Source organism: Pseudomonas sp. BF-B-30 (genome assembly GCF_019956305.1).
Lineage (GTDB): Bacteria > Pseudomonadota > Gammaproteobacteria > Pseudomonadales > Pseudomonadaceae > Aquipseudomonas > Aquipseudomonas jessenii.
In genome coordinates this window covers 1-25,049 of record NZ_JAHBDG010000028.1, presented here as the reverse complement: position 1 = coordinate 25,049, position 25,049 = coordinate 1, and the positions used below count along the sequence as shown (strand labels likewise).

The following is a 25,049-nucleotide window of genomic DNA, read 5'->3' as shown; positions in this document are numbered from 1 at the left end:
GCTCGCTCCCACAGGTGATCACCTTCCCCTGTGGGAGCGAGCTTGCTCGCGATGGCGTCAGTGCTGTCTCTACCCTGTAAGGGGAAAAGTCACTTCGGCCCGAGAATCTTCGCCAGTTTGTCCGGCGACGGCGCGCCTTGCTGCTGTTGCAGATTGCCCTTGTCATCCATGTAGAAAATCGCCGGCGTCGCCTGCAACTCCAGCTCTTCCATCAATTGCATGTTGGCCGCGAACTTTGCCTGAATCGCCGGCGGCACTTCCTTCAAGGCCTTGAGCGAACTCTCCTTGCCAGCGGCTTCGTGATCCTGCAGGGCTTTTTCCGGGTCTTTGGCGGCGAGCAGCGCGGCGGATTTTCCGGGGCTGTCTTCGCGGATGATGCCCACCATGATGTGGCGCAACTGCACCTTGCCGGCCTTGACCCATGGCCGGGCCTGTTCCCAGAACATGTTGCAGTACGGGCAGTTCGGGTCACTGAACAGGTACACCACGCGCGGCGCATCCTTCTTGCCGTCGCCGATCCAGTTGCTGGTTTCGAACTTGGCCCAGACTTCCTTGGCCATCGGTGCATACACCAGTTTCTGCAAAGGTGCGCTGCTCAGGTCATTGCCCTCGGCGTCATACAGGTTGCCCAGCAACACGTGTTTGCCGTCCGGGGTCAGGTACAGCGCCATGCCGCGGTTCTGGTATTGCGCGGCATAACCACGCAAGCCGTCGGGGGCGTCGAACTGGCCGACGATTTTCGCGCCCTTGGCCTCGATTTTCTTGATGGCATCGGGCAACTCTTCGGCCTGCACCGATGGCAGGTGCAACAGGGCAGCACCAAGGCTCAGGGTCAGCAGGTGGCGGAGGCGGGGCATGGCAGTTTCCTTGAAGAGGTGGCGGGTACGGTGTCGAAGTTTTCCAGCGCGCGGGCCAGGCTGGCTTCCGACAACTCGCCCAGATGGCTGCCCAGCAGGCGACCCTCGGGGTTGTAGAACAGCGTAGTCGGCAATGCCATGGAACCGACGGCCTGGCTCAGACGCCCACTGCCGTCGAACAGCACATTGGACAGGCTCAGGCCCTGGGTTTCCAGAAAGATCGCGACGCTTTGCATGCTTTCTGACTGATTGACGAACAGGAACGTCAGGTCCGGCCGGTGTTGCTGGGCGTTTTCCAGCACCGGCATTTCCCGGCGGCACGGCGGGCACCAGGTGGCCCAGAGATTGATCACCAACGGGCCTCCCTTGTAGTCGGCCAGTTGCACGGTTTCGCCGGCGGCGTTGCGCAGGGTGATTTCCGGCAGGCGTGTGCCTTGTTCATAAATCGACAGGGAGAACGTCGCCAACAGCCAGAACGCCAGGCCACTGGCCACGCCAAAGCCCAATGGACGGCGCAGCCCCGGGCGACGCCAGCCGCGATACAGCGTGGCGAGCAAAACGACCACTACCCCCGGCCAGGCGAGGAAACCGCCATCGCGCAGGTCGATGACCTGCCACGGATCGTTGCGATAGTGCACCCAATAGGCCGCCACGAAACTGATTCTGGCTGCCAGCATGCCCATCAGAAACAGGCTGAACAGCACCGACTCAGGGTTTTCACCACCACGCTTGGCGACCCGCCAGCCGACAAAAGTGGCCAGCGCCAGCGCACTGATCAACAGCAGGTGATTGAGCGCGATGGCAAAGGTGCCGAGGGTGAAAGTCAGCATTAACGGGCGTCTCGGGTGGTGGTCCAGCGTTGCAGGAATGTATCGGCATCGACCTCGCCGGTGATGCGCTGGCTGCGCCGCTCTTCACCGTCCACGCCAATCCACAGCAGGCTCGGTGGCCCTGGCACTTGGTAACGGCCGAGCAGTTCACGGCTGGCGGCATTGTCGGCGGTGACGTCCAGTCGCAGCAAGCGCACATCGCTCAAGGCCTCGAGGACACGGGTTTTGCCGAAGACCTGTTTTTCCATGACCTTGCACGACACGCACCAGTCGGCGTAGTAGTCCAGCAGCACCCACTGGCCCTGAGCCTGTGCGGCGTCGAGTTCCCGTTGCAGTGCCTGCGGATCCTTGATGGTGATGAAGGCATCGTGGCCAACCGGCACGGCGGCCACAGCCTGGTTCGAGGCGCGGTAGACCTGCAATGGCTTGAACGGATCATCGCCGCCACCGGCTGCACCGATCACCAACAGGCCACCCCATAAACCGAGCAGTAACGAACTGGCGCCAAACAGGTGCGCGATACGGCCAAACCCTTCCGACTGTTTCCAGGCGCTGTAGGCCGCGATCAACAGCAGCGCACCGCACAAGCCGACCCACAGGGATTCGTCGAGCACCGGACGCAGCATCAACAATGCGGTGGCGAGGAACAGGAAGCCGAAAATGCCTTTGACCAGGTTCATCCAGGCGCCTGGCTTGGGCATGAAACGATTGCCGACGGTCACCAGCAGCAACAGCGGCACACCGATGCCGATGCCCATGGCGAACAGAATCAATCCGCCATGCAGCGCGTTACCGCTTTGCGCGATGTAGAGCAGGGCGCCGGCCAGTGGCGCGGTCATGCAGGGACCAACCAGCAGACCGGACAGCGCCCCCAGCACCCCGGCGCCGATCAGACTGCCACCGCGTTGATTGCGCGAGACGTTTTCCAGGCGATCACGCACGGCCACCGGCAGTTGCAGTTCGAAGAAACCGAACATCGGCAGCGCCAGCAGCACGAAAATCGCCGCGAAACTGCCCAGTAGCCAGGGGTTCTGCAACCAGGCTTGCAGGTTCGCCCCGAGGGAGGCGGCCAGGACACCCATTGCCGCATACACCAGCGCCATGCTGACTACATAACTGCTGGCCAGGGCGAATCCGCGTCTGGGCGTGGCGCCACTGCCGACGATCAACCCGGCCAGAATCGGCAGCATCGGTAATGAACATGGCGCGAAGGCCAGCAACAGGCCCAGGCCGAAGAACACCAGAAGGCTCCAGCCCAGCGCCCGTTGCTGCAGGCTGCTGGCCAGCGCCTGGTCCGGCGCTTCAGTGGTCGCATTCAATGCATTGGTATTGCCCAGGTCCACGACTCTGGTTTGTGGCGGATAACACAAACCGGCATCGGCGCAGCCCTGGTAACTGACCTTGACCTGACCGCTGGCACCCGCCGGAATTTTCAGTTCCAGGCCCTGACGGTAGACTTGCTGTTCACCGAAAAACTCGTCGCTGTGGGCTTCGCCTTCCGGTAGCGGGGGATGTTGCCCGACAGGTAATCCATCGAACTTCAAGCGTTTCTGATACAGGTAATAGCCGTCGGTGATCTGCCAATAGAGCTGGGTTTCACCGGATTCCAGGCGTTCAGTGGTAAACGCGAAGGCTTTATCAACCGGGAGGAATTCAGGTTTGGTGTCGAACGGATTGGTTCCTGCCTGGGCCAGACCCGAGATCAAGAGAACAAAAAATAAAAACAGTCGACGCATGGATAAGCCTTGGTTCTGTGCAAGTGAGAGGCACAATGGATGGTGGCGATTAACCGATGATTAACCGCCACCAGGCCGCCAGCAATTTGCGTCAGATCAGCTGTGCACCAGTCCGGGCCAGTTTGTGCCAACGTCTCGTGGACCGACTTGCAGCTTGTTTTTATCGATGTTGTATTTTAAGTAAGTGTTTGCCTTCAGGAAGATATACAGATAGCTGTCCGTAACGTCAGCATCGATCTGCACAGCAGTGATGATGTCGTCGGCATAAAATGCAAGTCCTGGCCAAGTGTCATCGTTGATGTTGGCGATGACAGGTTTCTTGCTCTGCCAGTCAAGATGGATGTAGGTTCCATCATTCAAGATAAATTTGAAAATGTATTTGCCGGTGTTTTTAAAGGGTGTACTCCAAGTGGTGCCTGTAATAATTTTGTCGAAATAAGGTGTAAGCATTGCCCATATAGATTGATCGACGCGTTTGAAACTTACGGGGGTATCTGTATCTTGGTCATATTCACATACCATGGGGATGCCATTGTCGTAATAAAATAACCAAAGGATATCGGAATCCCACCCGAGCCGGTTGTCTCCAACTATTCGGGTTGTGGCGAATCCGAACCGCAGATTTCGAACGTGTGGGTGGAATTCTTTCCAGTTTGTGTAAGTTACCGATGTGGGGTGCCCCGATTCAATCCGGTCTTCAATGTTGTTGTATCGTGAGTAAGTATTGGAATCTTTGAAGAAGAAGTAGCAACGGTCCTTTCCGGAGCGCCAGTCGACAGCGACGAAGTTTTTAAGTATTGACATGGTCTGAATCCTTTCAGGTGAATAAATTTTTGATGTTTGAAGAGTATTAACTATCAAGGTTAATGGTGGTGCGATAAAAGCGGATTCAGATTGACTCTATGTATTTTGGATTTGTACGGTTTTTTGCAGTGGTTTGTTTCGGGTTGAAACCGTGTTATTCAATTTGAATCAAGTGCGGCCTGGTTAAATAAATGCGCAATCATCCAGCATTTTTGACAGACGGTGGCGCCGACAGGACAAAGCCCTGCTTCTCGTCGGTCAAAGGGCTTGCCATAATTGCCACTTAATCCGCATCGGTTTGAATTGCTTTTTTGCTCACGGAGTTCCCATGCACGTACTGGTTTGCGAAGACGATGAGCTGATCGCCAGCGGTATCGTCGCCGGCCTGACCGCCCATGGCCTGACCGTGGAACACGTCGCCACGGCGTCCGCCGCCCGGGCGATGCTCAAGGTGGCGGAGTTCGACGTGATGGTGCTCGACCTTGGGTTGCCGGACGAGGATGGCCTCAAGCTGCTGCAGCAGTTGCGCCATCAAGGCCTGGAGTTGCCGGTTTTGATCCTCACCGCCCGGGACTCGGTCACTGATCGCGTCGATGGCCTGCAAGCCGGTGCCGACGACTATCTGCTCAAACCGTTCGACTTGCGCGAACTCGCTGCACGCTTGCACACGCTGTTGCGGCGGGTGGCGGGGCGCAGCGTCAACCTGATCGAGCATGGTGCCCTGACCTACGACCCGAGCAGCCGCGAAACCACGCTCGCGGGGCAGCCGGTGGACTTGTCGCGCCGTGAGCAGTCATTGCTGCAAGCCTTGCTGCATAACCGTGGCCGTGTGTTGTCCACCGAGCAACTCAAGGACAGCGTCTACGGTTTCAACGACGAACTGGAAAGCAACGCCCTTAACGTCCATATCCATCACCTGCGGCGCAAGCTCGGCAACGGCATTGTCGAGACCGTGCGCGGCCTGGGCTATCGCCTGGGGCCGGCTGATGGCGGAGAAAAATCGAAGTGATGAGTCTGCGTTTGCGCCTGAGTCTGACGCTCGGCGCCGCATTTGCCTTGATCTGGGCCCTGGCCGCGGCCTGGATGCTCAGCGATCTGCGCAATCAAATGATGTTTTCCCTCGACCAGCGCCTGGTGGCCTCGGCACGCATGGTCGCCGGCCTGATGGAGCAACTGCCGCCCGTGCCGAGCAAGGGCGAGGGCACCCACTTCAGTGCCGAACAGCTGAACATTCCGGGTGGCATGGCGTGCCAGGTCAGCTCGTTGCGCGGCGAAATCCTTGCCCGCAGTCACTCCGATCCGCAGCAGACCCTGGAGGCCGAGAAACTCGGGTTTCACGATCAGATGATCGACGGCGCGCCGTGGCGCAGTTTCACGTTGGCCCGGGGCGATCTGCGCATCACCACCGCTGACCGGCAGATCGAGCGTGAGGCGTTGAACATGTCGATCCTGCTGGCCGCTTCGGTGCCGGTGGGCGTGGCGCTGCTCGGTTGCCTGTGTTTGCTCTGGCTGGGCATCGGCCAGGGGCTGGCGCCGCTCAACCGCATGCGCGATGCCTTGATGCGCCGCAGCGCCGACTCCCTCGAACCCTTGCAGATCCAGCCACTGCCCAGCGAGCTGCAACCCTTGCTGGAAACCCAGAACCAGTTGCTCCAGCGCATCGGCAAGACCATCGAGCGCGAACGTCGCCTGACCGGAGACGCAGCCCACGAACTGCGTAGCCCGCTGACCGCGATCAAGACCCACCTGCAAGTGGCGCGGATGACGCAAGGCAGCGCCCGGGACCAGTCCCTGGCCCGGGCCGAAGAGGGCGCCGACCGCATGCACCGGACCCTCGAACAATTACTGTTGTTGGCGCGCGTCGAGGGCAGTCTGTCATTCGACGACGGTGTGCAATGCAACGCCGAACAAGTGGCGAAACTGGCGATCCAGGACGCGGCAAGCGGCGATCGCCAGCGCATCAGGTTTCAGGCGCCGGGCAAGGTTTCCGCCGCGCCGGTACAAATGCCCGCCGTGCTGTCGATTGCTGCGCTGCGCAACTTGCTCGACAACGCACTGCGCCATACCCCCGCCGACAAAGCGGTGGAGTTGAGCCTGGAAACCACCGGCAATCGTGTGCAGTTTGTGGTTCGCGACCATGGGCCGGGGATTGCCGAAGAAGATCTGCAACACCTGACCCAGCGCTTCTGGCGCAACGGTCAGAGCACCGGTTGTGGTCTGGGGCTGGCGATTGTGCAGGCCATCGTTCAGCGTTGCGGTTGCACGCTGCATTTCGATAGCCGACCGGACGGCTTGCGGGTTGAGCTGACGATGCCGCTGCAACCGGTCTGACCCCCCCTGTAGGAGCGAGCTCTGCTCGCGATGGTCGATAACGATAACGTGTGCTTTCTGAATGCACGCGGTGTTCTTGAGTCCATCGCGAGCGAGCTCGCTCCTGCAAAGGTTTCCGTGTTACCGCCTAAATCCCTCAAGCGCTGATGCGTTTCCAGAACAGGAAAACCTTATTGAGGGGTCGAGAGATGTCAGTCGCTACCAACCTTATCGAAGAGCAGCCGGCGACGTCCGCCGAGACGCTTTATCAATTCAACGAATCGCCATTGCTCGCCCGTCAGAGCCGGCAGGAATCCAACGCCCGCAGCTATCCGCGACGCATTCCCCTGGCACTCAAGCGCGCCAAGGGCATCTACGTCGAAGATGTCGAAGGCCGCACCTTCATCGATTGCCTGGCCGGAGCCGGAACCCTGGCCCTGGGGCACAACCACCCGGTGGTGATCGAAGCCATCCAGCAAGTGCTGGCCGATGAGCTGCCGCTTCACACCCTGGACCTGACCACGCCGGTCAAAGACCGGTTCGTCCAGGATCTGTTCGGGCTGCTACCGCCTGCCCTGGCCGCTGAAGCGAAGATCCAGTTTTGCGGCCCGACCGGCACCGACGCCGTGGAAGCGGCACTGAAACTGGTGCGTACCGCCACTGGTCGCAGCACCGTGATCTCGTTCCAGGGTGGCTATCACGGCATGAGTCAGGGCGCGTTGAGCCTGATGGGCAGTCTGGGGCCGAAAAAGCCCTTGGGCGCCTTGCTCGGCAGCGGCGTGCAATTCATGCCGTACCCTTACGATTACCGCTGCCCGTTCGGGCTCGGCGGCGCGCAAGGGGTCAAAGCCAACCTGAGTTACCTGGAAAACCTGCTCAATGATCCCGAGGCTGGTGTGCAATTACCGGCGGCGGTGATCGTGGAAGTGGTGCAGGGCGAGGGCGGGGTGATTCCGGCGGATCTGGACTGGTTGCGCGGTGTGCGGCGGATCACTGAACAGGCGGGTGTCGCGCTGATCGTCGATGAAATCCAGAGTGGCTTCGCCCGCACCGGCAAGATGTTCGCCTTCGAGCATGCCGGGATCATTCCCGATGTCGTGGTGATGTCCAAGGCCATCGGTGGCAGCCTGCCGCTGGCGGTGGTGGTCTATCGCGACTGGCTCGACACCTGGCTGCCGGGCGCCCATGCCGGAACGTTCCGTGGCAACCAGATGGCCATGGCCGCCGGTTGCGCGGTGATGCGTTATCTGGTCGAACACAAGGTCTGCGAGCATGCCGCCGCGATGGGCGAGCGTATGGCCGAGCACCTGCGCATCCTGCAGCGGGACTTCCCGCAACTGGGGGACATTCGCGGACGTGGCTTGATGCTCGGCGTCGAACTGGTGGACCCGACGGGCGCGCTGGATGCCCAAGGCCATCCACCGGCTTTCGCCCGTCTGGCACCCCTGGTGCAGCGCGAATGCCTCAAGCGTGGCTTGATCCTGGAACTCGGTGGTCGCCACGGCGCGGTGGTGCGCTTCCTGCCGCCACTGGTGATTACCGCTGCGCAAATCGATCGCGTGGCCGAGATTTTCGGGCGAGCCCTGGCCGCCGCCACGGCCAATCCTTAAATTTTCCGCCCTGCGGATCGTTCCTTCTACATAACGGTTGCGTGCACAACGCAACCCGCCCGAAAACGATGGAGAGACAGCATGACGTCAGTATTCGACCGCGAGGACATCCTCTTTCAGGTCGTGGTCAACCACGAAGAGCAATACTCGATCTGGCCCGACTACAAAGCCGTGCCACAAGGCTGGCGCACCGTGGGTAAAAGCGGGCTGAAAAAGGAATGCCTGGCCTACATCGAAGAAACCTGGACCGACATGCGTCCATTGAGCCTGCGGCAGAAGATGGACGAGCAGGCGGCTGTGACGCACTGATCCGTCATGCAAAAAGAAGCCCGCTGGACTGGTGACAGTCAGCGGGCTTTTTCAGGTCTGGAGTCTTGTGTCGCCTATCAGGCCGCCTTCGCGAGCAAGCCCGCTCCCACAGGGGACCGCATTTCAAATGTGGGAGCGGGCTTGCTCGCGAAGAACGATAACGCGGTCCAACTGAGATTACACGCCACCAAGCCCCTTGATGACCAGATCCACATTCCCCTCCAGTTCCGCCACCGGATCCTCGGCATCGGTACTCAGCACCACCAACCGGCTACCCGACCCGGCAATCACCGCTTTCAGCGCATCCGACGGCTGCCGGTGATGCAGCACCACCGTCACGCCATTGTCCTTGAGCGTTGCGCCCAATTGCTTCAGCGCCTCCGGTGTCCACTCGGCATCGGCGCGTGCATCCTGGCCGATCAATTCCAGATTGAGACCGCCGATCAGGTAGCCAAAGTGATCGCTGAGACTCATCACACTGAGGTTGTCCACATTGGCCAATCGCGCTTCGCTGTCGGCGCTGAGCTTGAGCAAACGCTGCTTGAGCGTTGCCAGGTTGGCGTCGATCTTCGGCTTGGCCTTGGGGGCCAGGCGCACCAGGTCCGCCGCCATCACATCGGCCATGCGCCCCATGTTATTGCTGGAGAACCACGGCTGACTGTTCAGCCCGTCGACCTTGTTGTCGGGCTGTACGGCTATGCCGGGCAGGGCGCCATCCACGGGACGAGCGGCATCGACTTCGACGATGCGGATATTGCTGCGCCGGGCGATCGGGTACAGCGGGTCATCCGGCCACAGTGAGCGCAGGCCGATCACCGCATCGGCGTCGCTTGCCAGTTTGGCCAGCGCCGGGGCGCCACGACCAGTGAAGTAGGCGGTCTGGCGGCTGCCGGGCAGGTTGGCCGGGGTCGCGCGTTCGAGGCTGACATCGGTGCCCTTGAGCAAGACCTCACCGAGACCATAAGTAATCGGCAAGGAGGCCAGCACACGCAGCGGTTTGCCGTTGTCGGCGGCCATGGTCGTTGTCGCCAGCCCGCACAGGGCGATGGCGAGGGTCAGTTGGCGCAGTGAAAAAATCATTTATCCAAGGTTCCCTTTCAGGCTGGGGACGACGCCGCGCGCGATGGCGGCCAGGGCGAAGGCGATACCGGCCACGAGGATGATCGCGGCGCCGGACGGGATCGGCAGGTCGAAGACAATCGGTGCAAGAATCCCGCACAGTGTGCTGACCGTGGCGATCAGCACCGAACACCAGAAAAAGCCCTTCAGCGATTGGCTGAGCAGGCGTGCCGCGGCGGCCGGAATTACCAGCAGGGCGCCCACCAGAATCGCGCCGATGACCTTCACGGCGGCGACGGTGATCAGCGTCACCAGAATCACGAACAGATAATCCAGGGCCTTCACCGCCACCCCGCGCACCGCCGCCAACTGCGGGTTGAAACTGGCGAGCATGATGCGGTTGTACAAAGGCAAGGCCAGGGCCATGACCAGCGAACCGACGATGGCCAGCACCAGCAGGTCATTGCCATTGACCGTCAGCACCGAGCCGAACAGCACGTTTTCCAGAATGTGTACGTTGATCTTGCCCGCCAGAATCAGCAGCAGGCTCGCGCCCAGGGCGAGCGACACCGAGAGAAACACGCCGATCAAGGTATCTGGCGCCAGACCGGTGCGGTTGCGCAGGTAATTGAGCAGGATGCCGAACAGCAGGCAGTAGCCGAACAGGCTGCCGTAGGGGCCGGTGTAGGGTTCGCCGAGCAGGATGCCGATGGCCACGCCGGTCAGGGCGGCGTGACCGACCGCCTCGGAGAAAAACGCGAAGCGCTTGACCACCACCAACGTGCCCAGGCCTCCCAGTACCGGGCCGATCAACAGACCGGCGAGCAGGGCGTTGACCACGAATCCATAGGCCAGCGCCTCGGGCAGATAACCCGACGACGCCCAGCCCTGGACCATCAGGCGAAAAGCTTCGTAACTCATCAGGCAAGGCTCCGTGGGTGGGTCGAGAACAGGTTCAACAGACGCTCCGGTGTCAGCGCCTGTTGCGGCGTGGCGTCGAACAGCACCCGGCGATTGAGCCCGGTGACGTGATCGGCCAGGCGCCCGACCGCTTCCAGGTCGTGCTCGATCCACAGTACGGTGATGCCCGCCGCTCGCCAGTCGCCGAGCAAGCGTTCGAACACCCGGATACCGGCCTCATCGAGGGCCGACATCGGTTCGTCGAGCACCAGCAATTGCGGAGGCGGAATCAGCCCCTGGGCGAGCAACACCCGTTGCCGTTCGCCGCCGGACAGCGCGCCCATGCGGCGCTTGCGTTTGTCCTGCATGCCGACCCGCTCCAGCGCCTCGCCAATCGCCGTCGCGTAGTGTTTGCTCAAGCCGAGAAAGGCCGGGCGACGCTGGCACATGGCGGCCATGAAATCGTCGACGGTCATTGGCAAGCCCCGGTCGAACTCCAGTGCCTGTGGCACATAGCCGATGGTCCCCGGCTCGGCTGGCCAATGCTGGCTCAAGCGGCCCTGGTGAGGCATTTGCCCGAGCAGGGTCTTGATCAGCGAACTCTTGCCGCCGCCATTGGGGCCGACCAATGCGTGCACGCTGCCGGGTCGGACTTGAAATGTCACGTTGTCGAGGATCGTCGTGCGCCCGAGGGTCAGGCTGACGCCTGCAAAATCCAATGTCGGCCCCGAAACCTGTGGGAGCGAGCTTGCTCGCGATGGCGGTGTATCAGGCAACATGGTGGTCGACTGACACGACGCCTTCGCGAGCAAGCCCGCTCCCACAGGGGATTCTGCATCGGCCAGGATGGTTTCTTTCGATGTCATGCCCCCGACTCCTGAATCGCCCGCACCACGGTATCGAGGTTGCCGGTCATTTCCTTTTCGTACTTGTCGGCGGCGTATTCGCCGTAGGAAATATGCGACAGCGGATACAGCTTCACGCCGGATTCGCGCTGGATGGTGTCGACGTAAGTGGAAGGAAAGTCCATCTCCGAGAAGATCACCTTCACGTCCAGTTCACGCAGTTGATCGATGGTTTTTTTCAACTGGCTCGGGCTTGGCTCGATACCGTGGGCCGGCTCGACCACGGCCGTGACTTCGAGGCCGAATTCGCGCAGCAGATAGTCGTAGGCCGCGTGTACCGTGGCCACCCGCAGTTCCGCGTTCGGTGCCTGGGTCAGTTTGGCCAGGGCGTCGGCGCGCATCTTGCGCAGGCGCTTGCCGAAGGCGCGGGCGTTCTCGGTGTAGGTTTTGGCATTGGCGGGATCGAGCTTGCCTAGCTCGCGGGCGATGTTGTTGACCTGGGCAATCGAGGCGCTGATCGACAGGAAGGTGTGCGGGTTCACCACCTTGCCGGCACCGCGTGCGGCCACGCCGGTGGCGGCCAGTAGCGGTACGTTTTCGTTGGCTTCGATTACCGGCACGTTCGGCGTTTCGCTGGCGGCGATCATGCGGTCGGCGAAGTCGTCATGGCCGACACCGTTGAGCACAATCACGTCCAGCCCGCTGATGCGCTTGATGTCTTCGGCGCGGGGCTCGTAGGCATGCGGGTTGAAACCGGCCGGAATCAGCGGCACCACCTCGGCCTTGTCGCCGACGATGTTCGCCACGTAGCTGTAGTAGGGATGCAGGGTGATGCCGATACGCAGGCGCTTGGCTTCGTCGGCGCTGGCCAGGGATGGCAGCAGGCAGGCGAGCAAGCCGACCAGCAGCAGGCGCAAAAAAGAACATTGAGATGAATTGGGCATGGGAAAGCGGTCTTCTCTCGGAAAAAGTCGAGGGTTCAGTGCCGGTGCTGGCGGGTCACACCGGCATCGAATTGCGCGATGACCTGCTGCCAGCCGGCGCTTTCGAGCGCAGCATCGCTGAGGTCGGCCGGTGCCGTGAGCGTGCTGGCGCGGTTGAGCCAGATGTCCGGCGCAGCGTCGGCGGTTGCGCTCAGGCGCAACAGATACGAACCGGCGACCGTCGGCATCTGGCTCTGGCCGAAATAGGCCTTGGCGTCGAGCAATTGCCAGGCATGGCCGCCCCGGCTGACGGAGCTGGCGTCCCGGGCAAACGGGGCAAACCCTTCCTCGGCCAGCAACTCGGGTGTCGGCAGCGCTTGCTGTTCCTGGCGCAGCAAATGGATCTCGTCCAGCGTCACCCGCAAATCGGCGTAGATACCTTGCTCGGATGCACTGAGGTCACGGCGCGCATCCAGTTGATGGCTGCTGACGCTGCTCACCTCATGGGATTCACCGCGCCAGAGCACCACCGAGCCGGCCACCGCGAGGATCATCAGGCACAGCAGCAGAACATAGAGGGTTTCGTGACCGGCCCCGGCCGGGCGCACGACTTGGGTCGTTGGAGTGCTCATGGTGCCTCGATGTCCGCTTGGTCGATTTCCACGACGTGACCGGGGCCGGCATCGAACAGCACATAGAACTCGGCGCCGGGCTTCTTGAAGGTCAGGGTCGAATCAGGCCCGAGCTTGCCCGGCACCAGGATGGTTTCGTCGTAGCCGATCACATCGAGGGTCACGCCAGGAGCGCCGCTGCCGTCGGAAAAACCGCCGGTGCACTTGATCTGCTCCGCGTCGATGGCCTTGCATTCGCACATCGGATTGTGGGCCAGGGCGGCGGCGCTGAAGCCGGCGCAGAGCACCAGCAACACGGCGTTGAGCGGGCGAAGAGGGGTGATCATGGTTTGCCTCCTTGTTTGTTCAGCCAGGCGATGGTGGCGGGGGAGGCCTGGCTCAAAGGAATGGATGCCTGATGCATGGCGCCGTCCCAGCCTTCCATGGTGATCCACAGTTCGGCGTCGGCCGTGGTCTTTTCCGGGACGGGCAGCGAGGCACCCATGCGGTACGGGGTGCCGAAGAAAATCACCCCGGCGGCACGCAGGCTGCGGGGCTTGCCGATACGCAGGTAAGTGGCCTTGACCTGGCCGATACAGGCCTCGCACAACGCGGCGTTGAAACCTTTCATGTAACCGGCCGGACCGTCGAGCATGGGCGCGGCGTTGCGCAATTCCGCCAGGCGCAGGCTCCAGGGACCGACCCGGACTTCGCCGACTTCCCGTTCGCCAAGGCCACTGTCGCCGCGCATCAATGCCTCGTCGGCGAAGTACTTGGGCATGAAACCCAGGGGAATCAGCAGTAACAGGACGTTCAGATGAAAGCGCCATTTGTGCCAGAACACGTGCAGGCGCGAGGGTTGCGAGACCGCAGTGACTTTGCTCACAGGTGGGCCTCCGAGGGTTCATTGTTCGTGACCGGTTGCGCCGCGGTGCCACGCTGTTTTTTGTTGCTGCGCTTGAAGGCATTGGCCGTGGCCAGTGCCGTGCGTTTGGTCCAGATCAGCAGACCGCTGAGCACCATCATGCTCAGCAACAGGCCGAAGAACGCCCAGATCAGCTTGATCCACAGGCCGCCGAAATCGCCGGTGTGCAGCGGGCGCATGGACTCGGTGACGAACTCCAGGGTCGAACGGTCCGAGATCAGGCGCGAGGCGGCGATTTCGCCGTTGTACGGATTGATCGTGGCGGTCTGGAACATCAACGGATACCAACCGCGTCCGCCGACATCCAGGTGGCTGTAGGCATTGCCCGGCAAGCTGACAAAGCTGGCCTCCAGCCCGGAGATTTTCTGCGTGGCGATTTCAATCGCGCGATCAAGGTCGATACGCGGCGGGGGCGAGCCATCGGTTGACAGCGGCACCGCTTCGCGGGACATCGCCGGGATGATCTTTTCCGTGGAAATGGAAACTTGGTTATCGAACAGCAATGCCTGGATCAGGAACCAGGTGCCGGTGATGGAAATCACCGCGATGAACCAGATCGACCAGATGCCGCTCAAGCGGTGAAAGTCGCCCCAGAAAATCCGCGCGCCGTGGCGAATACGCAGGGTTGGCCGAAAAAAGCCTTTCCAGAAGCGTTTGTAGACCACCAGCCCCGTGACCAGCGACGCCAGTAGCGGCAAGCCGAGAAACGACACCAGGTACCAGCCCCAGCTGTAACCGTTGGTGAACGGCACGAGCCACCAGCCGTGCAGCGCCCGGGTGAAGGCGCGGAAGTTGAACTCCGGCGCGACACCCTGGATCACGCCGCTGTACGGATTGACATAAATCACCACCGAGCGCCCGTCGGGGTAGCTGACTTCGACATCCAGGGCGAAATGCGACTCGTCGGGGCGGCTGATGCTCTGCACCACGGTCTGCGGTTCGGCCTTGTTGATGGCCTCGATGACCTGCTGATAACTGAGTAGCGGGGCGTCGTCCGAGGGCTGGCTGGCGCGCATTGGCGGGTTGGTCAGCCAGACGATCTCCTGACTGATGACGGCCAGGGTTCCGGTTACACAGACGATCAGCACGAAAAACCAGATCGGCAATGCCAGCCAGCTATGGACCAGGAACCAGATTTTTGAACGGGACTTCTTTGACATGTTGGAGGTCTTGCCTGGATGAGAGGCAGCTCGGCTGCGGGCTTCGCAGGGATGAGCGCCCAGAAGGTCCGGTCGTGGCTTTTGCCTACGCGAAAGGACTGCATCTAAGTAGGACGGATGAGCAGGGGAAATCCCGAAAGGGGAAATGAAAGAAAATGTTTCTCATTGTCGACAGGTCGCGGGCGGGCTTGCTTGCGCAAGTGATTGGCATGTCGGCGGTGCTGCTGAAGTCGGGACCCTTGTGGGAGCGAGCCTGCTCGCGAAGAGGCCCGCTCCATCACCAGGGATTTCAACCTTGGGCAAACATCTCCTTGGCCCGTTGTTCGATCTGTTCCTGGGTCAGGTCTTCCTTGTGCGTGGCCAGGAACCACAGGTGCCCGTAGGGATCTTTCAAGGTCCCTGAACGGTCGCCGTAAAACTGATCCTTGACCTCCGATACAACGGTTGCGCCGGCATCGATCGCCTGTTTGTAGGACTTGTCGACATCCGTCACGTACAAATGCAGACCCACGGACGGCGAATTGTCCGGGTTGCTCAGCGGTCCTTGATCGCATGGCGTACCCAGCATGATCGGGCAATCGCCGATGCGCAGTTCCGCGTGGCCGACACCGCCATCGGGCATGTCCAGGCGCATGATTTCAATGGCGCCGAAGGCTTTTTTGTAGAAGGCGATGGCTTCGGCGGCTTTGTTGATGCCCAGATAGGGGGTGACGCTGTGATACCCCTCTGGAATGGGTTTGACGCTCATGATGGATCTCCCTGTTGTTGTTTTGTGAATGGAAAGTACCTGTGCCGTTGTACGACCGAATAAATATAGGCCAGCCTCTTTTGCCTCACCGAGTGCCCGACGAGCAGCAGCGCCATTCAAGTGCCATCAAGTTGGCTCCAACCAGTGCGCTCCCGGCCCGCGCTCTCCCAGCAAATCGCCTGCGTTGCGCAATGGACAAGCCTCCATCGACAGGCAACCACACCCGATACAGCCGTTGAGGCGATCGCGCAGCAGGGTCAGTTGATTGATGCGCTCATCCAGTTCCCGGCTCCATTGCGCCGACAGCATTTTCCAGTCCGCCGCCGTCGGCGCCCGGTTGTCGGGCAGTGACTTGAGGGCTTCGCCGATTTCCGCCAAAGGAATTCCCAGGCGCTGGGCAACCTTGATCAAGGCCACCCGTCGCAGCACTTCCCTGGGATAGCGGCGCTGGTTGCCTTGATTGCGGTTGCTCTTGATCAGCCCCTTGGACTCATAGAAGTGCAGCGCCGTGACCGCCACACCGCTGCGCGCCGCGACTTGGCCGACGGTAAGTTCCTTGTGCAGGTTTTCCGGGGTGATCATTTAAAAATTGCCTCTTGACCTCTAGTTAACTTGAGGTTTTACCCTGCACACCTTCGGATCGCAAGATTCGCCTTACATGTGAGTGGGGGACATTTCATGCAAGCCTCAGAGAACAATCGCAGCTTTACCCAACTGATCGAATTCCAGATCGAGCCGCATCAACTACCCGCGCTGGTATTGGCATTGTCGGCACAGACCGAACATCTGGCCCGGCAGCACCGCGGCTTTCTCAGTGCCAGCATCCAGGCCAGCGATGATGGCCGGCGGGTACTCAATTATCTGCAATGGCAAACCCGCGAAGCCGGGGAGGCTGCGTTCCGGTCCTTTGAAAACGGCGAAGAGGATTTCTGGCAGTTGATCCGCGCCCATCAGGCGAAGGCCGTGACCTTCGGCTCGTTCCAGGTCCTGCACAGCCTGGAGCGCAGCCACGACAATGCATTGCACTGCAGCCTGGTGGGCTGGCGCTGACAAGGGCAATGATCGCCATTTCTTGATAGCCACTATTGAAAGCGTTGATTTCTGCTGCCCGGGAGGCGCGGGTAGCCTGTGTTCATTGCCTCGAACCCAGTTGCCAGGACGCCAGAAATGAAACCGATGATCGCCACGTTGCTGATGCTCGCCGTCTCCGTACTCGCCGGATGTGCCAGCCATGTTTCCCCTGAGCTTCGGCCTTACACGGCTGAAGAAAGCAAGGAACTGGCGCTGGAAGCGCTGAACCGCCGCGGATTGTCCTTCGACGAGTACCACGCGAAAAAAGCCGAGCTGCTCGGTCAGCCGCAAAAGTCGTTCGGTTTCGACAACCAGGGTGAAATGAACGTCGGGCGATCTGTACAGCTTCACGGTCGTCCGAGCTGAGGCGAAACTGTACTGCTCCAAGTTTCGCGTAACTGTCCATGGGTTTCGCCGAAGGTGTGCGATAGGGTCAACACCTGACCGACCCTGACGGACTGCCACCCATGACGCTCTCACTCGACCTGCTGCTGGGCTTCGCCCTGTTTGCCCTCGTCACCTCGATCACGCCCGGCCCGAACAACACCATGTTGCTGGCCTCCGGGGTGAACTTCGGCTTCAACCGCACGATTCCGCACATGCTCGGCATCACTTGTGGCTTCTTCATACTGGTGGTGGCGGTCGGCTTTGGCCTTGGCGCGGTGTTCCAGACCTACCCTTTGCTCTACACCGTGCTGCGTTATGTAGGGGCGGCGTATCTGCTGTATCTGGCGTGGAAAATCGCCCATTCCGGGCCAATGTCGGAGAGCCAGCAGGGCGAGGCGAAACCGATCAGCTATCTGGGTGCCGCCGCGTTCCAGTGGGTCAATCCCAAGGCCTGGATCATGGCCATCGGCGCTATCAGCACTTACACGCCGATGCAGGGGTACTTCACGAATGTGATCGTGATCGCGGCCGTCTTTGCGATCATCAACCTGCCGAGTGTTGGTGTCTGGGCCGCTTGCGGCACGCTGTTGCGCAATGTTCTGAAGGATCGCCGCTGGCTGCGCCTGTTCAATTGGGGCATGGCCGCGCTGCTTGTGGGTTCGCTGTATCCGCTGATACTCGAAAGCTTTAGCTGACGCATTGCTTCAACCGGTTGCCCGATGCCTGTTAAGCTGACTTTTCAGGAGCGTTCCTACGCACTTTTAAATGAAGTAATTCTTCTTTAACGGCATCCGATCAGGTATTGGTAACGTTCTGAAAACCGCGCGCAGCTCACAAGGCTGCGCTTTGCCGTTTGCAGTCACGAGCTTCCTGATCCCGGAACACGCTCTGCGAGTCTTTTATGAATAAACGTCCGTTGTATTTCGATTACGCCGCCACCACGCCGGTGGATGAGCGGGTCATCAAGGTGATGGTCGAGTGCCTGGGCTTTACCGGCAATTTCGGCAACCCTGCCTCCAGTTCCCACGTTTTCGGCCAGCAGGCCCGGCAATCGGTCGAACAGGCGCGACGCCAGGTCGCCGAGCTGGTCGGCGCGACGCCCGGGCAGATCGTCTGGACCTCAGGCGCCACCGAATCCAACAACCTCGCGCTCAAAGGCGTGGCCCAGGCCCGCCGCATTGGCGGGGGCCATATCATCACCAGCCAGATCGAACACAAGGCCATTCTCGATACCGCCAGGCAACTGGAGGATGCCGGTGTCGCGGTGACCTACCTGGTGCCGGACGCCGAGGGCCTGATCACGGCGCAAGCAGTCAGCGAAGCCATGCGCGAAGACACCTTCCTGGTGTCGCTGATGCTGGTCAACAACGAACTGGGCACCCTCAACGACATTCCCTCCATCGGTCAGGTCGTGCGTGATCGCGGGGCGTTGTTCCATGTCGACGCCGCACAGGGCGCGGGCAAAGTGGCGATCGACCTCGCACTGTGGCCGGTGGACCTGATGTCGTTTTCCGCGCACAAGCTCTACGGCCCCAAGGGCATCGGCGCGTTGTACGTCGGTCCGCGTGCACAACAGCGTTTGCAGGCGCAGATCCATGGCGGCGGGCATGAGGGCGGTTTGCGCTCCGGCACACTGGCGACCCATCAGATCGCGGCCATGGGCGCGGCCTTTGCACTGGCGGCGGCTGCGTTCGATGAAGAGAAAGCCACCATCGTGCGTTTGCGTGAGCGCTTGCTCGAGCAATTGCAGAGCGTTCCCGGCGTGCGTCTCAACGGCAGCCCGACCCGGCGCATTCCCCATACCCTGAGCCTGACCTTCGACGAAGGCGAGTTCAACCCGGCGGCGTTGCTGGCCTCGATCGCGTTTTCCGCGACCTCGGCCTGCAATTCCGCGAGCAATACCCCATCCCATGTACTGCTGGCCCTGGGGCACGATGCCCGCTCGGCCGGTCGCACCATCCGCTTGAGCCTCGGGCGTTTCACCACCGAGCAGGACATCGACCAGGCGGTTCAACTGATCAAGGCAGCCTGCGCCAGTGCTCCGGCATTCTGGCAATAGGGCGACGAAGCGCCGACATTGATCGGCACTCAACAATAATGATGAAGTGGTTAGCAGGAGACACGATGAATACGCAGCTTTCGATCAATGGATCGGTGCCCCAGCGCCTGGCGCAAACCCGCGAACTGATGAGCCGGGAGGGCATTCACGCCTTGCTGGTGCCGTCGGCCGACCCGCACCTGTCCGAATACCTGCCGGGTTACTGGCAGGGGCGCCAGTGGTTGTCGGGTTTCCATGGTTCGGTCGGCACCCTGATCGTGACCCCGGATTTTGCCGGCGTCTGGGCCGACAGCCGTTATTGGGAGCAGGCGACCAAGGAGCTCAACGGCAGCGGCATTGATCTGGTCAAGCTGCAACCGGGTCAACCCGGACCACTGGAATGGCTGGCCGAGCAAACCCCCGAGGGTGGCGTTGTCGCGGTCGATGGCGCGGTCATGGCCGTGGCTTCGGCACGGACCCTGGGCGGTAAACTGGAAGAGCGTGGCGCTCGCCTGCGCACCGACATCGACCTGCTGAGCGGCGTCTGGAGCGACCGCCCAGGCCTGCCGAACGAACCGATCTATCAGCACTTGCCACCACAGGCGACCGTCAGCCGTGGCGAAAAACTCGCCAAACTGCGTGAAACCCTGCAGGCGCGGGGTGCCGACTGGCATTTCATCGCCACCCTGGATGATATCGCCTGGCTGTTCAACCTGCGTGGCGGCGACGTTTCGTTCAACCCGGTGTTTGTTTCATTCGCCTTGATCAATCAGCAACAGGCCACGCTGTTTGTCGCCTTGAGCAAAGTCAGCGCCGAACTGCGCGCCATCCTCGAACGGGACGGGGTGACCTTGCGCGATTACAGCGAAGTCGCTACTGCATTGCGTGCCGTACCGAGCGGCGCGAGCCTGCAAGTCGATCCGGCGCGGGTCACGGCGGGGTTGCTGGACAACCTCGACAGCGGGGTGAACCTGATCGAAGGCCTGAACCCGACCACCCTGGCCAAATCGCAAAAAAGCCTGGCCGATGCCGAACACATCCGTCAGGCCATGGAACAGGACGGCGCAGCACTGTGCGAATTCTTTGCCTGGCTGGATTCGGCGCTGGGGCGCGAGCGCATCACCGAACTGACCATCGACGAAAAACTCACCGCGGCCCGTGAACGTCGTCCGGATTATGTGTCTCTGAGTTTCAACACCATTGCCGCGTTCAACGCCAATGGCGCGATGCCGCATTACCATGCCACCGAAGAAGAACACGCGGTGATCGAAGGGGACGGCCTGCTGCTGATCGACTCCGGCGGCCAGTACCTGGGCGGCACCACCGACATCACGCGCATGGTTGCGGTGGGCACACCGACCGATGAGCAAAAACGCGATTGCACCCGCGTGCTCAAGGGGGTGATTGCCTTGTCCCGCGCGCAGTTCCCGAAAGGCATTCTGTCGCCGCTGCTCGATGCCATCGCCCGTGCGCCCATCTGGGCGGAAAGTGTCGACTACGGTCACGGCACCGGTCATGGCGTCGGTTACTTCCTGAACGTCCACGAAGGTCCGCAAGTCATTGCTTATCAGGCCGCGCCTGCCCCGCAAACCGCGATGCAACCCGGCATGATCACGTCCATTGAACCGGGTACCTATCGTCCGGGTCGTTGGGGTGTGCGTATCGAGAACCTGGCGATGAACCGTGAGGCAGGCAAAAGCGAATTCGGCGAGTTCCTCAAGTTCGAAACGCTCACCCTGTGCCCGATCGATACGCGCTGCCTGGAAACCTCGCTGCTGTCGGACGAGGAAAAGCAGTGGTTTAACGCCTACCACGCCGAAGTGCGCGAGCGCCTGAGTCCGTTGGTCGAAGGTGCCGCGCTGGAGTGGCTCAATACCCGCACGGCGGCTATCTGATCGGGTGCTGCTATTGGTTATGTGCAGCTCAGGCGCTTTATCCAGCGCCTGAGCCATAGGGCGGCGAAGGGCGGTTGGTGGTCGAGATTCAGCTCAAGGCTTCGAGCACGAAGTCCAGCCGATCCTGGCCGAAGTACAACTGATTGTCGACAAACATGCTTGGGGCTCCGAATACGCCTCGCTGTACGGCTTTTTCGGTGTTGTCCTTGAGCAGGGCTTTTACTTCTTCATCGGCGGTCAGGGCCAGCACCTCTTGCGGATCGAAAGCGTTTTCGCTGAGCACTGCCGCGACGGTTGCCGGTTCATCCAGGCTGCGACCCTCGACCCATATGGCCTTGAACAGGCAATCGATGAAAGCTGCAAAGCGTTCAGGGTGGCGCAACTGCATGCCTGTTACGGCGCGCATGAGCATCAAGGTGTTGATCGGGAAGTGGGGATTGAATTTCAGAGGCACGCCATAGCGTTTGGCGTAGCGGTCCAGATCCTCAAACATGTAGCGGCCTTTGGCCGGGACAGTCGCCGGAGAGGCGTTACCGGTGGCTTTGAACACTCCGCCCAACAAGAGCGGAATGTAGATCAACCGGGTGTCGGTTTGCGCGCAGATCTTCGGTAGCTGGGTGTAGGCCAGATAGGTGGCGGGGCTGCCGAGGTCGAAGTAGAACTCCACGGTTTTGCTCATGTTCAAGGCGCTCGTCTTGTTGTTGTGTGTGGGGGGAATTACCAGCGTTCGCTCCAGGGGCGCAGGTCCAGCTCGAAAGTCCAGGCGTCGCGGGGCTGGCTGTGCAGGTGCCAGTAATTCTCGGCAATGTGTTCGGGGTTAAGGATGCCGTCCTGATCCTTGGTCGCGTATTTCTCGGGGAAGCTGTCGCGGATGAAATCGGTATCGATGGCGCCGTCGACGACGACATGGGCAACGTGAATGTTCATGGGGCCGAGCTCTCGGGCCATGCTTTGCGCCAGCGCACGAATGCCGTGCTTGGCACCGGCAAATGCGGCGAAGCCGGCTGCGCCACGCAGGCCTGCAGTGGCGCCGGTGAACAGGATCGTGCCCCGTTGGCGCTTGGCCATGCGTTTGGCCACTTCACGCGCATTGAGAAAACCGGAAAAACAGGCCATTTCCCAGATCTTGAAATACTTGCGGGCGGTTTCTTCGAGAATGCTGCACGGCACGTTCGCGCCGATGTTGAACACGAATGCCTCGATAGGGCCGATCTCGCTTTCTATCTGCTCGACCAGTGCGACCACGTCGTCTTCCTTGCGGGCGTCGCAGGCGAAACCGTGGGCCTCGCCACCATCGGCCTTTATGGCATCCACCAATGGCTGGAGCTTGTCCGCACTGCGGCGGGTAACGCAGGTGACAAAACCCTCCCGGGCAAAACGCTTGGCAATGGCGCCACCCGTGGCATCACCTGCACCGACGATAAGAACGACCTTCTTGTTATTCATGGGTAGATCCCTTTTGGTAAACGATCGTTAACTAAACGAACGTTATGCTATGATTCGACAGACGTCAAGGCGAGCAAGCTAGGGAGAAAGGCAATGCGTTATTCGGCCAGTCACAAGCTGGAAACCAGGCAAAGGCTGCTGGAAAGCAGTGCGGTATCGGCCAAGAAGTCCGGATTTTCAACGGTGGGCGTGGACGGCCTGATGAAAGCGATTGGCTTGAGTGGCGGCGCCTTCTATAGCCATTTCACGTCGAAAGACGAGTTGTTCGCCAGCATTGTCGAGCGTGAGTTGGGGCAAAGCCTGACGCGACTGGGGGAGGGAAAGGACCGTGACAAGCTTGAGCGCTGCTTGAAGCAGTACCTGAGTATGTCTCACGTCGAGAATCCGGAAACCGGTTGTGCATTGCCGGCATTGGGGGCGGAAATTGCCCGTTCCGACCTGACTGTCCGTCAACAGGCAGAGCACTGGATTTGTCGGCTTCAGGAAAGTTGGGCGGGTATTCTGCAAAGCGACAGCCTGGCGTGGGCGATTCTGTCGCAATGTATTGGCGCGCTGGTCGTAGCGCGCATGCTGGCTAGCCCGGATATCCAGCGCACAGTGCTGAACTCCAGCTACGAGGAAATTGGCCGTCAGATCGCAAGCCCGAGAACCTGACCCGACGGCCCTGCCTATTTGCAGATGACAATCATGCTGCGGCTGGTATAGCCCGCAGGATTGAGGCCAAACGGGTAATCGCCGGGCTCTTCCACTGAATCTCCCGACTTGGCAATGACCTTGTATCCCTTGGGGGCGCAGGAATTGGCGGCGCTGGCGTAGCACTTGTCCCAGGACGAAGACAGTCCAGAACAGTTGATGTGCAGCCCTTTCTTACCGTGCTTGATCTGTGTTTCCGAAGTCGCTGCGCAGCCCGCAATTGCAAGTACGGCGATCAGCATCAAAAATCGTTTCATTACTGTCCTTATAGCGTCCCCGGATCTTGTGCCCGGGTTTGGCCGCTTTCACTTTCGCTTGACGCGTACCGATATCCCTATCTGAAATGGTCCATGTCATGACACTGGGGTGCGGGGCTAAACATGGCCTAATTGGGCGGCAAATACCAGAGCCGTTTCATATCTGCTTTCAATCCGCCGCTACGGCTGGTCTGGTGCTAGTGCTCATGGTCATGGTGGCACCGACGGATGCCAGAATGATGCACATGATTGCCATCCATTGTGACAGCGAGAGGTATTCATGAAGGAACAGCAAGCCAGATAGCGCGCCGAAGGCTGGCTCGATACTCATCAGTGTGCCGAAGGTTCTGGCTGGCATGCGGGTCAGCGCGACCATCTCCAGGGTGTAGGGGAGGGCTGTGGACAGGATGGCGACGCCAAGGGCTATAGGGATCAATGCCGGGCTCAGCAGGGCTGAGCCTGCATGGACAATACCGATGGGGGCTACGAAGAGCGCAGCGATCATTACCCCCAGTGCGGCGGTTTGCACGCCATTGTCGGCCCCGGCTTTTTGACCGAACAAAATGTACAGTGCCCAGCAGACCCCTGCGCCCAAGGCATAACCGGCGCCTACAAGATCGATGCCTGTGGTCGTTTCTCCCGTCGGTATCAGTAACAGTAAGCCTGCGGCAGCCAGGGCAATCCACAAAAAGTCGATTGCGCGACGCGAGGCGTAGATCGCCACCGCCAGTGGGCCGGTGAATTCAAGCGCCACCGCGATGCCCAGCGGGACGGTTTGCAACGACATATAGAAGAGGAAGTTCATGCCGCCCAGCGCCATTCCGTAGACGATGACGGTGCGCAGGGACTTTGCAGTGAATTTTGCCCGCCATGGACGCAGTATCAGCATCATGATCACACTGGCAAAAATCAGTCGTAATGTTGTCGTCCCCTGGGGGCCCACAACGGAGAACATGCTTTTGGCCAGGGAGGCTCCGGACTGGATCGATGCCATGGCTATGAGCAGCAGCCCAACCGAGAACAGGGTAGAGGCTAGGCTGCGAGGCTGGTCATTCATTACGTGGCATCGTCCGAAATAGAGGAATCAGGGCGTTTCTATTTGTGTTGGGCAATATACTGCGCATTCCTTGCAGGCGCGTCTATATATAAGCAGTGTTTTTGCACATGTCGATAGAAAACCTAAATCAGTGCTTGACGGCAGATTTCAGATCTCTATAATTCGCCCCACTTCCGGCGCAGTCGAAACGGAAAACTCCTTGGTAAACAAAGAGTTACGCAGTTTTCGGCAGCAGGTTGCTTCAGTTCATCGAAGCCGAAAGGGAGTTGAAAAAGAGGTGTTGACAGCAGCGTGTAACGCTGTAGAATTCGCCTCCCGCTGATGAGAGATCTGAAGCGCAAGTGGTTGAAGTTACAAAGGAAACTTTGAAAGCTTCTGAAAATAATCACTTGACAGCAAATGAGGCTGCTGTAGAATGCGCGCCTCGGTTGAGACGAAAGATCTTAACCAACCGCTCTTTAACAACTGAATCAAGCAATTCGTGTGGGTGCTTGTGGAGTCAGACTGCTAGTCAACAGATTATCAGCATCGCAAGTTACTCCGCGAGAAATCAAAGATGTAACCAACGATTGCTGAGC

At 60.3% G+C, this 25,049-nt stretch carries 28 protein-coding genes; 10 read left to right on the top strand and 18 right to left on the bottom strand.

The genetic code is table 11. The annotated features are described in order from the left end of the window. Positions 1–89: 89 nt before the first annotated feature. From dsbG to KGB29_RS15845, 4 genes are all read right to left on the bottom strand, one after another. Positions 90–857 carry a thiol:disulfide interchange protein DsbG gene (gene dsbG / locus KGB29_RS15860; protein WP_057713862.1) on the bottom strand — a complete coding sequence of 256 codons (768 nt, stop codon included), beginning with the start codon at positions 855–857 and terminating at the stop codon, positions 90–92. After that, complete coding sequence (locus tag KGB29_RS15855; RefSeq protein WP_150812319.1) at positions 833–1,687, bottom strand: TlpA disulfide reductase family protein; 855 nt, start codon at positions 1,685–1,687, stop codon at positions 833–835. Before KGB29_RS15855 ends, dsbG begins: the two co-directional genes overlap by 25 nt. Then, positions 1,687–3,423, bottom strand: coding sequence for a protein-disulfide reductase DsbD (gene dsbD, locus KGB29_RS15850; protein ID WP_150812320.1), 1,737 nt, complete (start codon positions 3,421–3,423; stop codon positions 1,687–1,689). The genes KGB29_RS15855 and dsbD overlap by 1 nt, the downstream gene beginning before the upstream one ends. 96 nt (positions 3,424–3,519) lie before the next feature. Continuing rightward, entirely contained in the window at positions 3,520–4,227 is a 708-nt protein-coding gene (locus KGB29_RS15845; RefSeq protein ID WP_150812321.1) for a hypothetical protein, read from the bottom strand. A gap of 328 nt (positions 4,228–4,555) precedes the next feature. Between KGB29_RS15845 and KGB29_RS15840 the strand changes: the two genes are divergently transcribed. The 4 genes from KGB29_RS15840 (at position 4,556) to KGB29_RS15825 (ending at position 8,456) form a co-directional block, all read left to right on the top strand. After that, positions 4,556–5,236 carry a response regulator gene (locus tag KGB29_RS15840; protein ID WP_150812322.1) on the top strand — a complete coding sequence of 227 codons (681 nt, stop codon included), beginning with the start codon at positions 4,556–4,558 and terminating at the stop codon, positions 5,234–5,236. Then, positions 5,233–6,558 (top strand): ATP-binding protein, encoded by a 1,326-nt coding sequence (locus tag KGB29_RS15835; RefSeq protein ID WP_150812323.1) that lies wholly within the window; start codon positions 5,233–5,235, stop codon positions 6,556–6,558. The genes KGB29_RS15840 and KGB29_RS15835 overlap by 4 nt, the downstream gene beginning before the upstream one ends. 188 nt (positions 6,559–6,746) lie before the next feature. Beyond that, positions 6,747–8,147 (top strand): aspartate aminotransferase family protein, encoded by a 1,401-nt coding sequence (locus tag KGB29_RS15830; RefSeq protein ID WP_150812324.1) that lies wholly within the window; start codon positions 6,747–6,749, stop codon positions 8,145–8,147. An 81-nt stretch (positions 8,148–8,228) separates the two neighbouring features. Then, entirely contained in the window at positions 8,229–8,456 is a 228-nt protein-coding gene (locus KGB29_RS15825; RefSeq protein WP_150812325.1) for an MbtH family protein, read from the top strand. Between the two features lie 177 nt (positions 8,457–8,633). Here KGB29_RS15825 and KGB29_RS15820 read toward each other — a convergent pair whose 3' ends face one another. The 10 genes from KGB29_RS15820 to soxR all read right to left on the bottom strand — a co-directional run bounded on the left by KGB29_RS15820 (position 8,634) and on the right by soxR (position 16,209). Beyond that, positions 8,634–9,536 carry a metal ABC transporter substrate-binding protein gene (locus KGB29_RS15820; RefSeq protein ID WP_150812326.1) on the bottom strand — a complete coding sequence of 301 codons (903 nt, stop codon included), beginning with the start codon at positions 9,534–9,536 and terminating at the stop codon, positions 8,634–8,636. Beyond that, positions 9,537–10,436 carry a metal ABC transporter permease gene (locus tag KGB29_RS15815; RefSeq protein WP_007993954.1) on the bottom strand — a complete coding sequence of 300 codons (900 nt, stop codon included), beginning with the start codon at positions 10,434–10,436 and terminating at the stop codon, positions 9,537–9,539. It lies immediately after the preceding gene. Beyond that, positions 10,436–11,194 carry a metal ABC transporter ATP-binding protein gene (locus KGB29_RS15810; RefSeq protein WP_167362898.1) on the bottom strand — a complete coding sequence of 253 codons (759 nt, stop codon included), beginning with the start codon at positions 11,192–11,194 and terminating at the stop codon, positions 10,436–10,438. The genes KGB29_RS15815 and KGB29_RS15810 overlap by 1 nt, the downstream gene beginning before the upstream one ends. Positions 11,195–11,277: 83 nt before the next feature. Next, positions 11,278–12,204 carry a metal ABC transporter substrate-binding protein gene (locus KGB29_RS15805; protein ID WP_150812328.1) on the bottom strand — a complete coding sequence of 309 codons (927 nt, stop codon included), beginning with the start codon at positions 12,202–12,204 and terminating at the stop codon, positions 11,278–11,280. 35 nt (positions 12,205–12,239) lie between these two features. After that, positions 12,240–12,815, bottom strand: a complete 576-nt coding sequence (locus KGB29_RS15800) for a DUF6162 family protein (RefSeq protein ID WP_150812329.1) — start codon at positions 12,813–12,815, stop codon at positions 12,240–12,242. Then, positions 12,812–13,141 (bottom strand): hypothetical protein, encoded by a 330-nt coding sequence (locus KGB29_RS15795; RefSeq protein WP_057713874.1) that lies wholly within the window; start codon positions 13,139–13,141, stop codon positions 12,812–12,814. The genes KGB29_RS15800 and KGB29_RS15795 overlap by 4 nt, the downstream gene beginning before the upstream one ends. Then, positions 13,138–13,680 (bottom strand): thiamine pyrophosphate-binding protein, encoded by a 543-nt coding sequence (locus KGB29_RS15790; protein WP_090457000.1) that lies wholly within the window; start codon positions 13,678–13,680, stop codon positions 13,138–13,140. The genes KGB29_RS15795 and KGB29_RS15790 overlap by 4 nt, the downstream gene beginning before the upstream one ends. Beyond that, positions 13,677–14,879 (bottom strand): PepSY-associated TM helix domain-containing protein, encoded by a 1,203-nt coding sequence (locus KGB29_RS15785; RefSeq protein WP_150812330.1) that lies wholly within the window; start codon positions 14,877–14,879, stop codon positions 13,677–13,679. The genes KGB29_RS15790 and KGB29_RS15785 overlap by 4 nt, the downstream gene beginning before the upstream one ends. A 289-nt stretch (positions 14,880–15,168) precedes the next feature. Then, on the bottom strand, positions 15,169–15,627 hold the full coding sequence (locus KGB29_RS15780) for a VOC family protein (RefSeq protein WP_057713877.1): 459 nt from the start codon (positions 15,625–15,627) through the stop codon (positions 15,169–15,171). Between the two features lie 126 nt (positions 15,628–15,753). Then, the gene (soxR, locus tag KGB29_RS15775; RefSeq protein WP_150812331.1) at positions 15,754–16,209 is read right to left on the bottom strand and encodes a redox-sensitive transcriptional activator SoxR; all 456 of its coding nucleotides are present in this window, start codon (positions 16,207–16,209) and stop codon (positions 15,754–15,756) included. Positions 16,210–16,305: 96 nt separating this feature from the next. Between soxR and KGB29_RS15770 the strand changes: the two genes are divergently transcribed. From KGB29_RS15770 to KGB29_RS15750, 5 genes are all read left to right on the top strand, one after another. Beyond that, positions 16,306–16,677: an antibiotic biosynthesis monooxygenase gene (locus tag KGB29_RS15770; protein ID WP_150812332.1), complete on the top strand. Its 372-nt coding sequence runs from the start codon at positions 16,306–16,308 to the stop codon at positions 16,675–16,677. 117 nt (positions 16,678–16,794) lie between these two features. After that, positions 16,795–17,064 (top strand): hypothetical protein, encoded by a 270-nt coding sequence (locus KGB29_RS15765; RefSeq protein ID WP_057713880.1) that lies wholly within the window; start codon positions 16,795–16,797, stop codon positions 17,062–17,064. A 101-nt stretch (positions 17,065–17,165) separates the two neighbouring features. Next, the gene (locus tag KGB29_RS15760) at positions 17,166–17,780 is read left to right on the top strand and encodes a LysE family translocator (RefSeq protein ID WP_090456994.1); all 615 of its coding nucleotides are present in this window, start codon (positions 17,166–17,168) and stop codon (positions 17,778–17,780) included. A gap of 206 nt (positions 17,781–17,986) precedes the next feature. Continuing rightward, positions 17,987–19,144 (top strand): cysteine desulfurase family protein, encoded by a 1,158-nt coding sequence (locus KGB29_RS15755; protein WP_150812333.1) that lies wholly within the window; start codon positions 17,987–17,989, stop codon positions 19,142–19,144. Between the two features lie 65 nt (positions 19,145–19,209). Then, positions 19,210–21,018 carry an aminopeptidase P family protein gene (locus KGB29_RS15750; RefSeq protein WP_150812334.1) on the top strand — a complete coding sequence of 603 codons (1,809 nt, stop codon included), beginning with the start codon at positions 19,210–19,212 and terminating at the stop codon, positions 21,016–21,018. A gap of 88 nt (positions 21,019–21,106) precedes the next feature. Here KGB29_RS15750 and KGB29_RS15745 read toward each other — a convergent pair whose 3' ends face one another. Continuing rightward, positions 21,107–21,697 (bottom strand): 2-hydroxychromene-2-carboxylate isomerase, encoded by a 591-nt coding sequence (locus KGB29_RS15745; protein ID WP_057713884.1) that lies wholly within the window; start codon positions 21,695–21,697, stop codon positions 21,107–21,109. A 38-nt stretch (positions 21,698–21,735) separates the two neighbouring features. Continuing rightward, entirely contained in the window at positions 21,736–22,464 is a 729-nt protein-coding gene (locus KGB29_RS15740; protein ID WP_218543364.1) for an SDR family oxidoreductase, read from the bottom strand. A gap of 93 nt (positions 22,465–22,557) precedes the next feature. On the opposite strand from KGB29_RS15740, the gene KGB29_RS15735 reads away from it, so the two are divergent. After that, entirely contained in the window at positions 22,558–23,118 is a 561-nt protein-coding gene (locus KGB29_RS15735) for a TetR/AcrR family transcriptional regulator (RefSeq protein WP_150812336.1), read from the top strand. A 14-nt stretch (positions 23,119–23,132) separates the two neighbouring features. Here the strand turns inward: KGB29_RS15735 and KGB29_RS15730 are convergent, their stop codons facing one another. Both KGB29_RS15730 and rhtA read right to left on the bottom strand, forming a co-directional pair. Beyond that, the gene (locus KGB29_RS15730; protein ID WP_090456987.1) at positions 23,133–23,414 is read right to left on the bottom strand and encodes a hypothetical protein; all 282 of its coding nucleotides are present in this window, start codon (positions 23,412–23,414) and stop codon (positions 23,133–23,135) included. A gap of 169 nt (positions 23,415–23,583) precedes the next feature. Beyond that, positions 23,584–24,471, bottom strand: a complete 888-nt coding sequence (rhtA, locus tag KGB29_RS15725) for a threonine/homoserine exporter RhtA (RefSeq protein WP_150812337.1) — start codon at positions 24,469–24,471, stop codon at positions 23,584–23,586. Positions 24,472–25,049 lie beyond the last annotated feature (578 nt).

Bases quoted from the DNA above. Each gene is read 5' to 3' on its own strand.
- dsbG (WP_057713862.1), bottom strand. From the start codon at position 857: ATGCCCCGCCTCCGCCACCTGCTGACCCTGAGCCTTGGTGCTGCCCTG.
- KGB29_RS15855 (WP_150812319.1), bottom strand. From the start codon at position 1,687: ATGCTGACTTTCACCCTCGGCACCTTTGCCATCGCGCTCAATCACCTG.
- dsbD (WP_150812320.1), bottom strand. From the start codon at position 3,423: ATGCGTCGACTGTTTTTATTTTTTGTTCTCTTGATCTCGGGTCTGGCC.
- KGB29_RS15845 (WP_150812321.1), bottom strand. From the start codon at position 4,227: ATGTCAATACTTAAAAACTTCGTCGCTGTCGACTGGCGCTCCGGAAAG.
- KGB29_RS15840 (WP_150812322.1), top strand. From the start codon at position 4,556: ATGCACGTACTGGTTTGCGAAGACGATGAGCTGATCGCCAGCGGTATC.
- KGB29_RS15830 (WP_150812324.1), top strand. From the start codon at position 6,747: ATGTCAGTCGCTACCAACCTTATCGAAGAGCAGCCGGCGACGTCCGCC.
- KGB29_RS15825 (WP_150812325.1), top strand. From the start codon at position 8,229: ATGACGTCAGTATTCGACCGCGAGGACATCCTCTTTCAGGTCGTGGTC.
- KGB29_RS15820 (WP_150812326.1), bottom strand. From the start codon at position 9,536: ATGATTTTTTCACTGCGCCAACTGACCCTCGCCATCGCCCTGTGCGGG.
- KGB29_RS15815 (WP_007993954.1), bottom strand. From the start codon at position 10,436: ATGAGTTACGAAGCTTTTCGCCTGATGGTCCAGGGCTGGGCGTCGTCG.
- KGB29_RS15810 (WP_167362898.1), bottom strand. From the start codon at position 11,194: ATGTTGCCTGATACACCGCCATCGCGAGCAAGCTCGCTCCCACAGGTT.
- KGB29_RS15805 (WP_150812328.1), bottom strand. From the start codon at position 12,204: ATGCCCAATTCATCTCAATGTTCTTTTTTGCGCCTGCTGCTGGTCGGC.
- KGB29_RS15800 (WP_150812329.1), bottom strand. From the start codon at position 12,815: ATGAGCACTCCAACGACCCAAGTCGTGCGCCCGGCCGGGGCCGGTCAC.
- KGB29_RS15795 (WP_057713874.1), bottom strand. From the start codon at position 13,141: ATGATCACCCCTCTTCGCCCGCTCAACGCCGTGTTGCTGGTGCTCTGC.
- KGB29_RS15785 (WP_150812330.1), bottom strand. From the start codon at position 14,879: ATGTCAAAGAAGTCCCGTTCAAAAATCTGGTTCCTGGTCCATAGCTGG.
- KGB29_RS15780 (WP_057713877.1), bottom strand. From the start codon at position 15,627: ATGAGCGTCAAACCCATTCCAGAGGGGTATCACAGCGTCACCCCCTAT.
- soxR (WP_150812331.1), bottom strand. From the start codon at position 16,209: ATGATCACCCCGGAAAACCTGCACAAGGAACTTACCGTCGGCCAAGTC.
- KGB29_RS15770 (WP_150812332.1), top strand. From the start codon at position 16,306: ATGCAAGCCTCAGAGAACAATCGCAGCTTTACCCAACTGATCGAATTC.
- KGB29_RS15765 (WP_057713880.1), top strand. From the start codon at position 16,795: ATGAAACCGATGATCGCCACGTTGCTGATGCTCGCCGTCTCCGTACTC.
- KGB29_RS15760 (WP_090456994.1), top strand. From the start codon at position 17,166: ATGACGCTCTCACTCGACCTGCTGCTGGGCTTCGCCCTGTTTGCCCTC.
- KGB29_RS15755 (WP_150812333.1), top strand. From the start codon at position 17,987: ATGAATAAACGTCCGTTGTATTTCGATTACGCCGCCACCACGCCGGTG.
- KGB29_RS15750 (WP_150812334.1), top strand. From the start codon at position 19,210: ATGAATACGCAGCTTTCGATCAATGGATCGGTGCCCCAGCGCCTGGCG.
- KGB29_RS15745 (WP_057713884.1), bottom strand. From the start codon at position 21,697: ATGAGCAAAACCGTGGAGTTCTACTTCGACCTCGGCAGCCCCGCCACC.
- KGB29_RS15740 (WP_218543364.1), bottom strand. From the start codon at position 22,464: ATGAATAACAAGAAGGTCGTTCTTATCGTCGGTGCAGGTGATGCCACG.
- KGB29_RS15735 (WP_150812336.1), top strand. From the start codon at position 22,558: ATGCGTTATTCGGCCAGTCACAAGCTGGAAACCAGGCAAAGGCTGCTG.
- KGB29_RS15730 (WP_090456987.1), bottom strand. From the start codon at position 23,414: ATGAAACGATTTTTGATGCTGATCGCCGTACTTGCAATTGCGGGCTGC.
- rhtA (WP_150812337.1), bottom strand. From the start codon at position 24,471: ATGAATGACCAGCCTCGCAGCCTAGCCTCTACCCTGTTCTCGGTTGGG.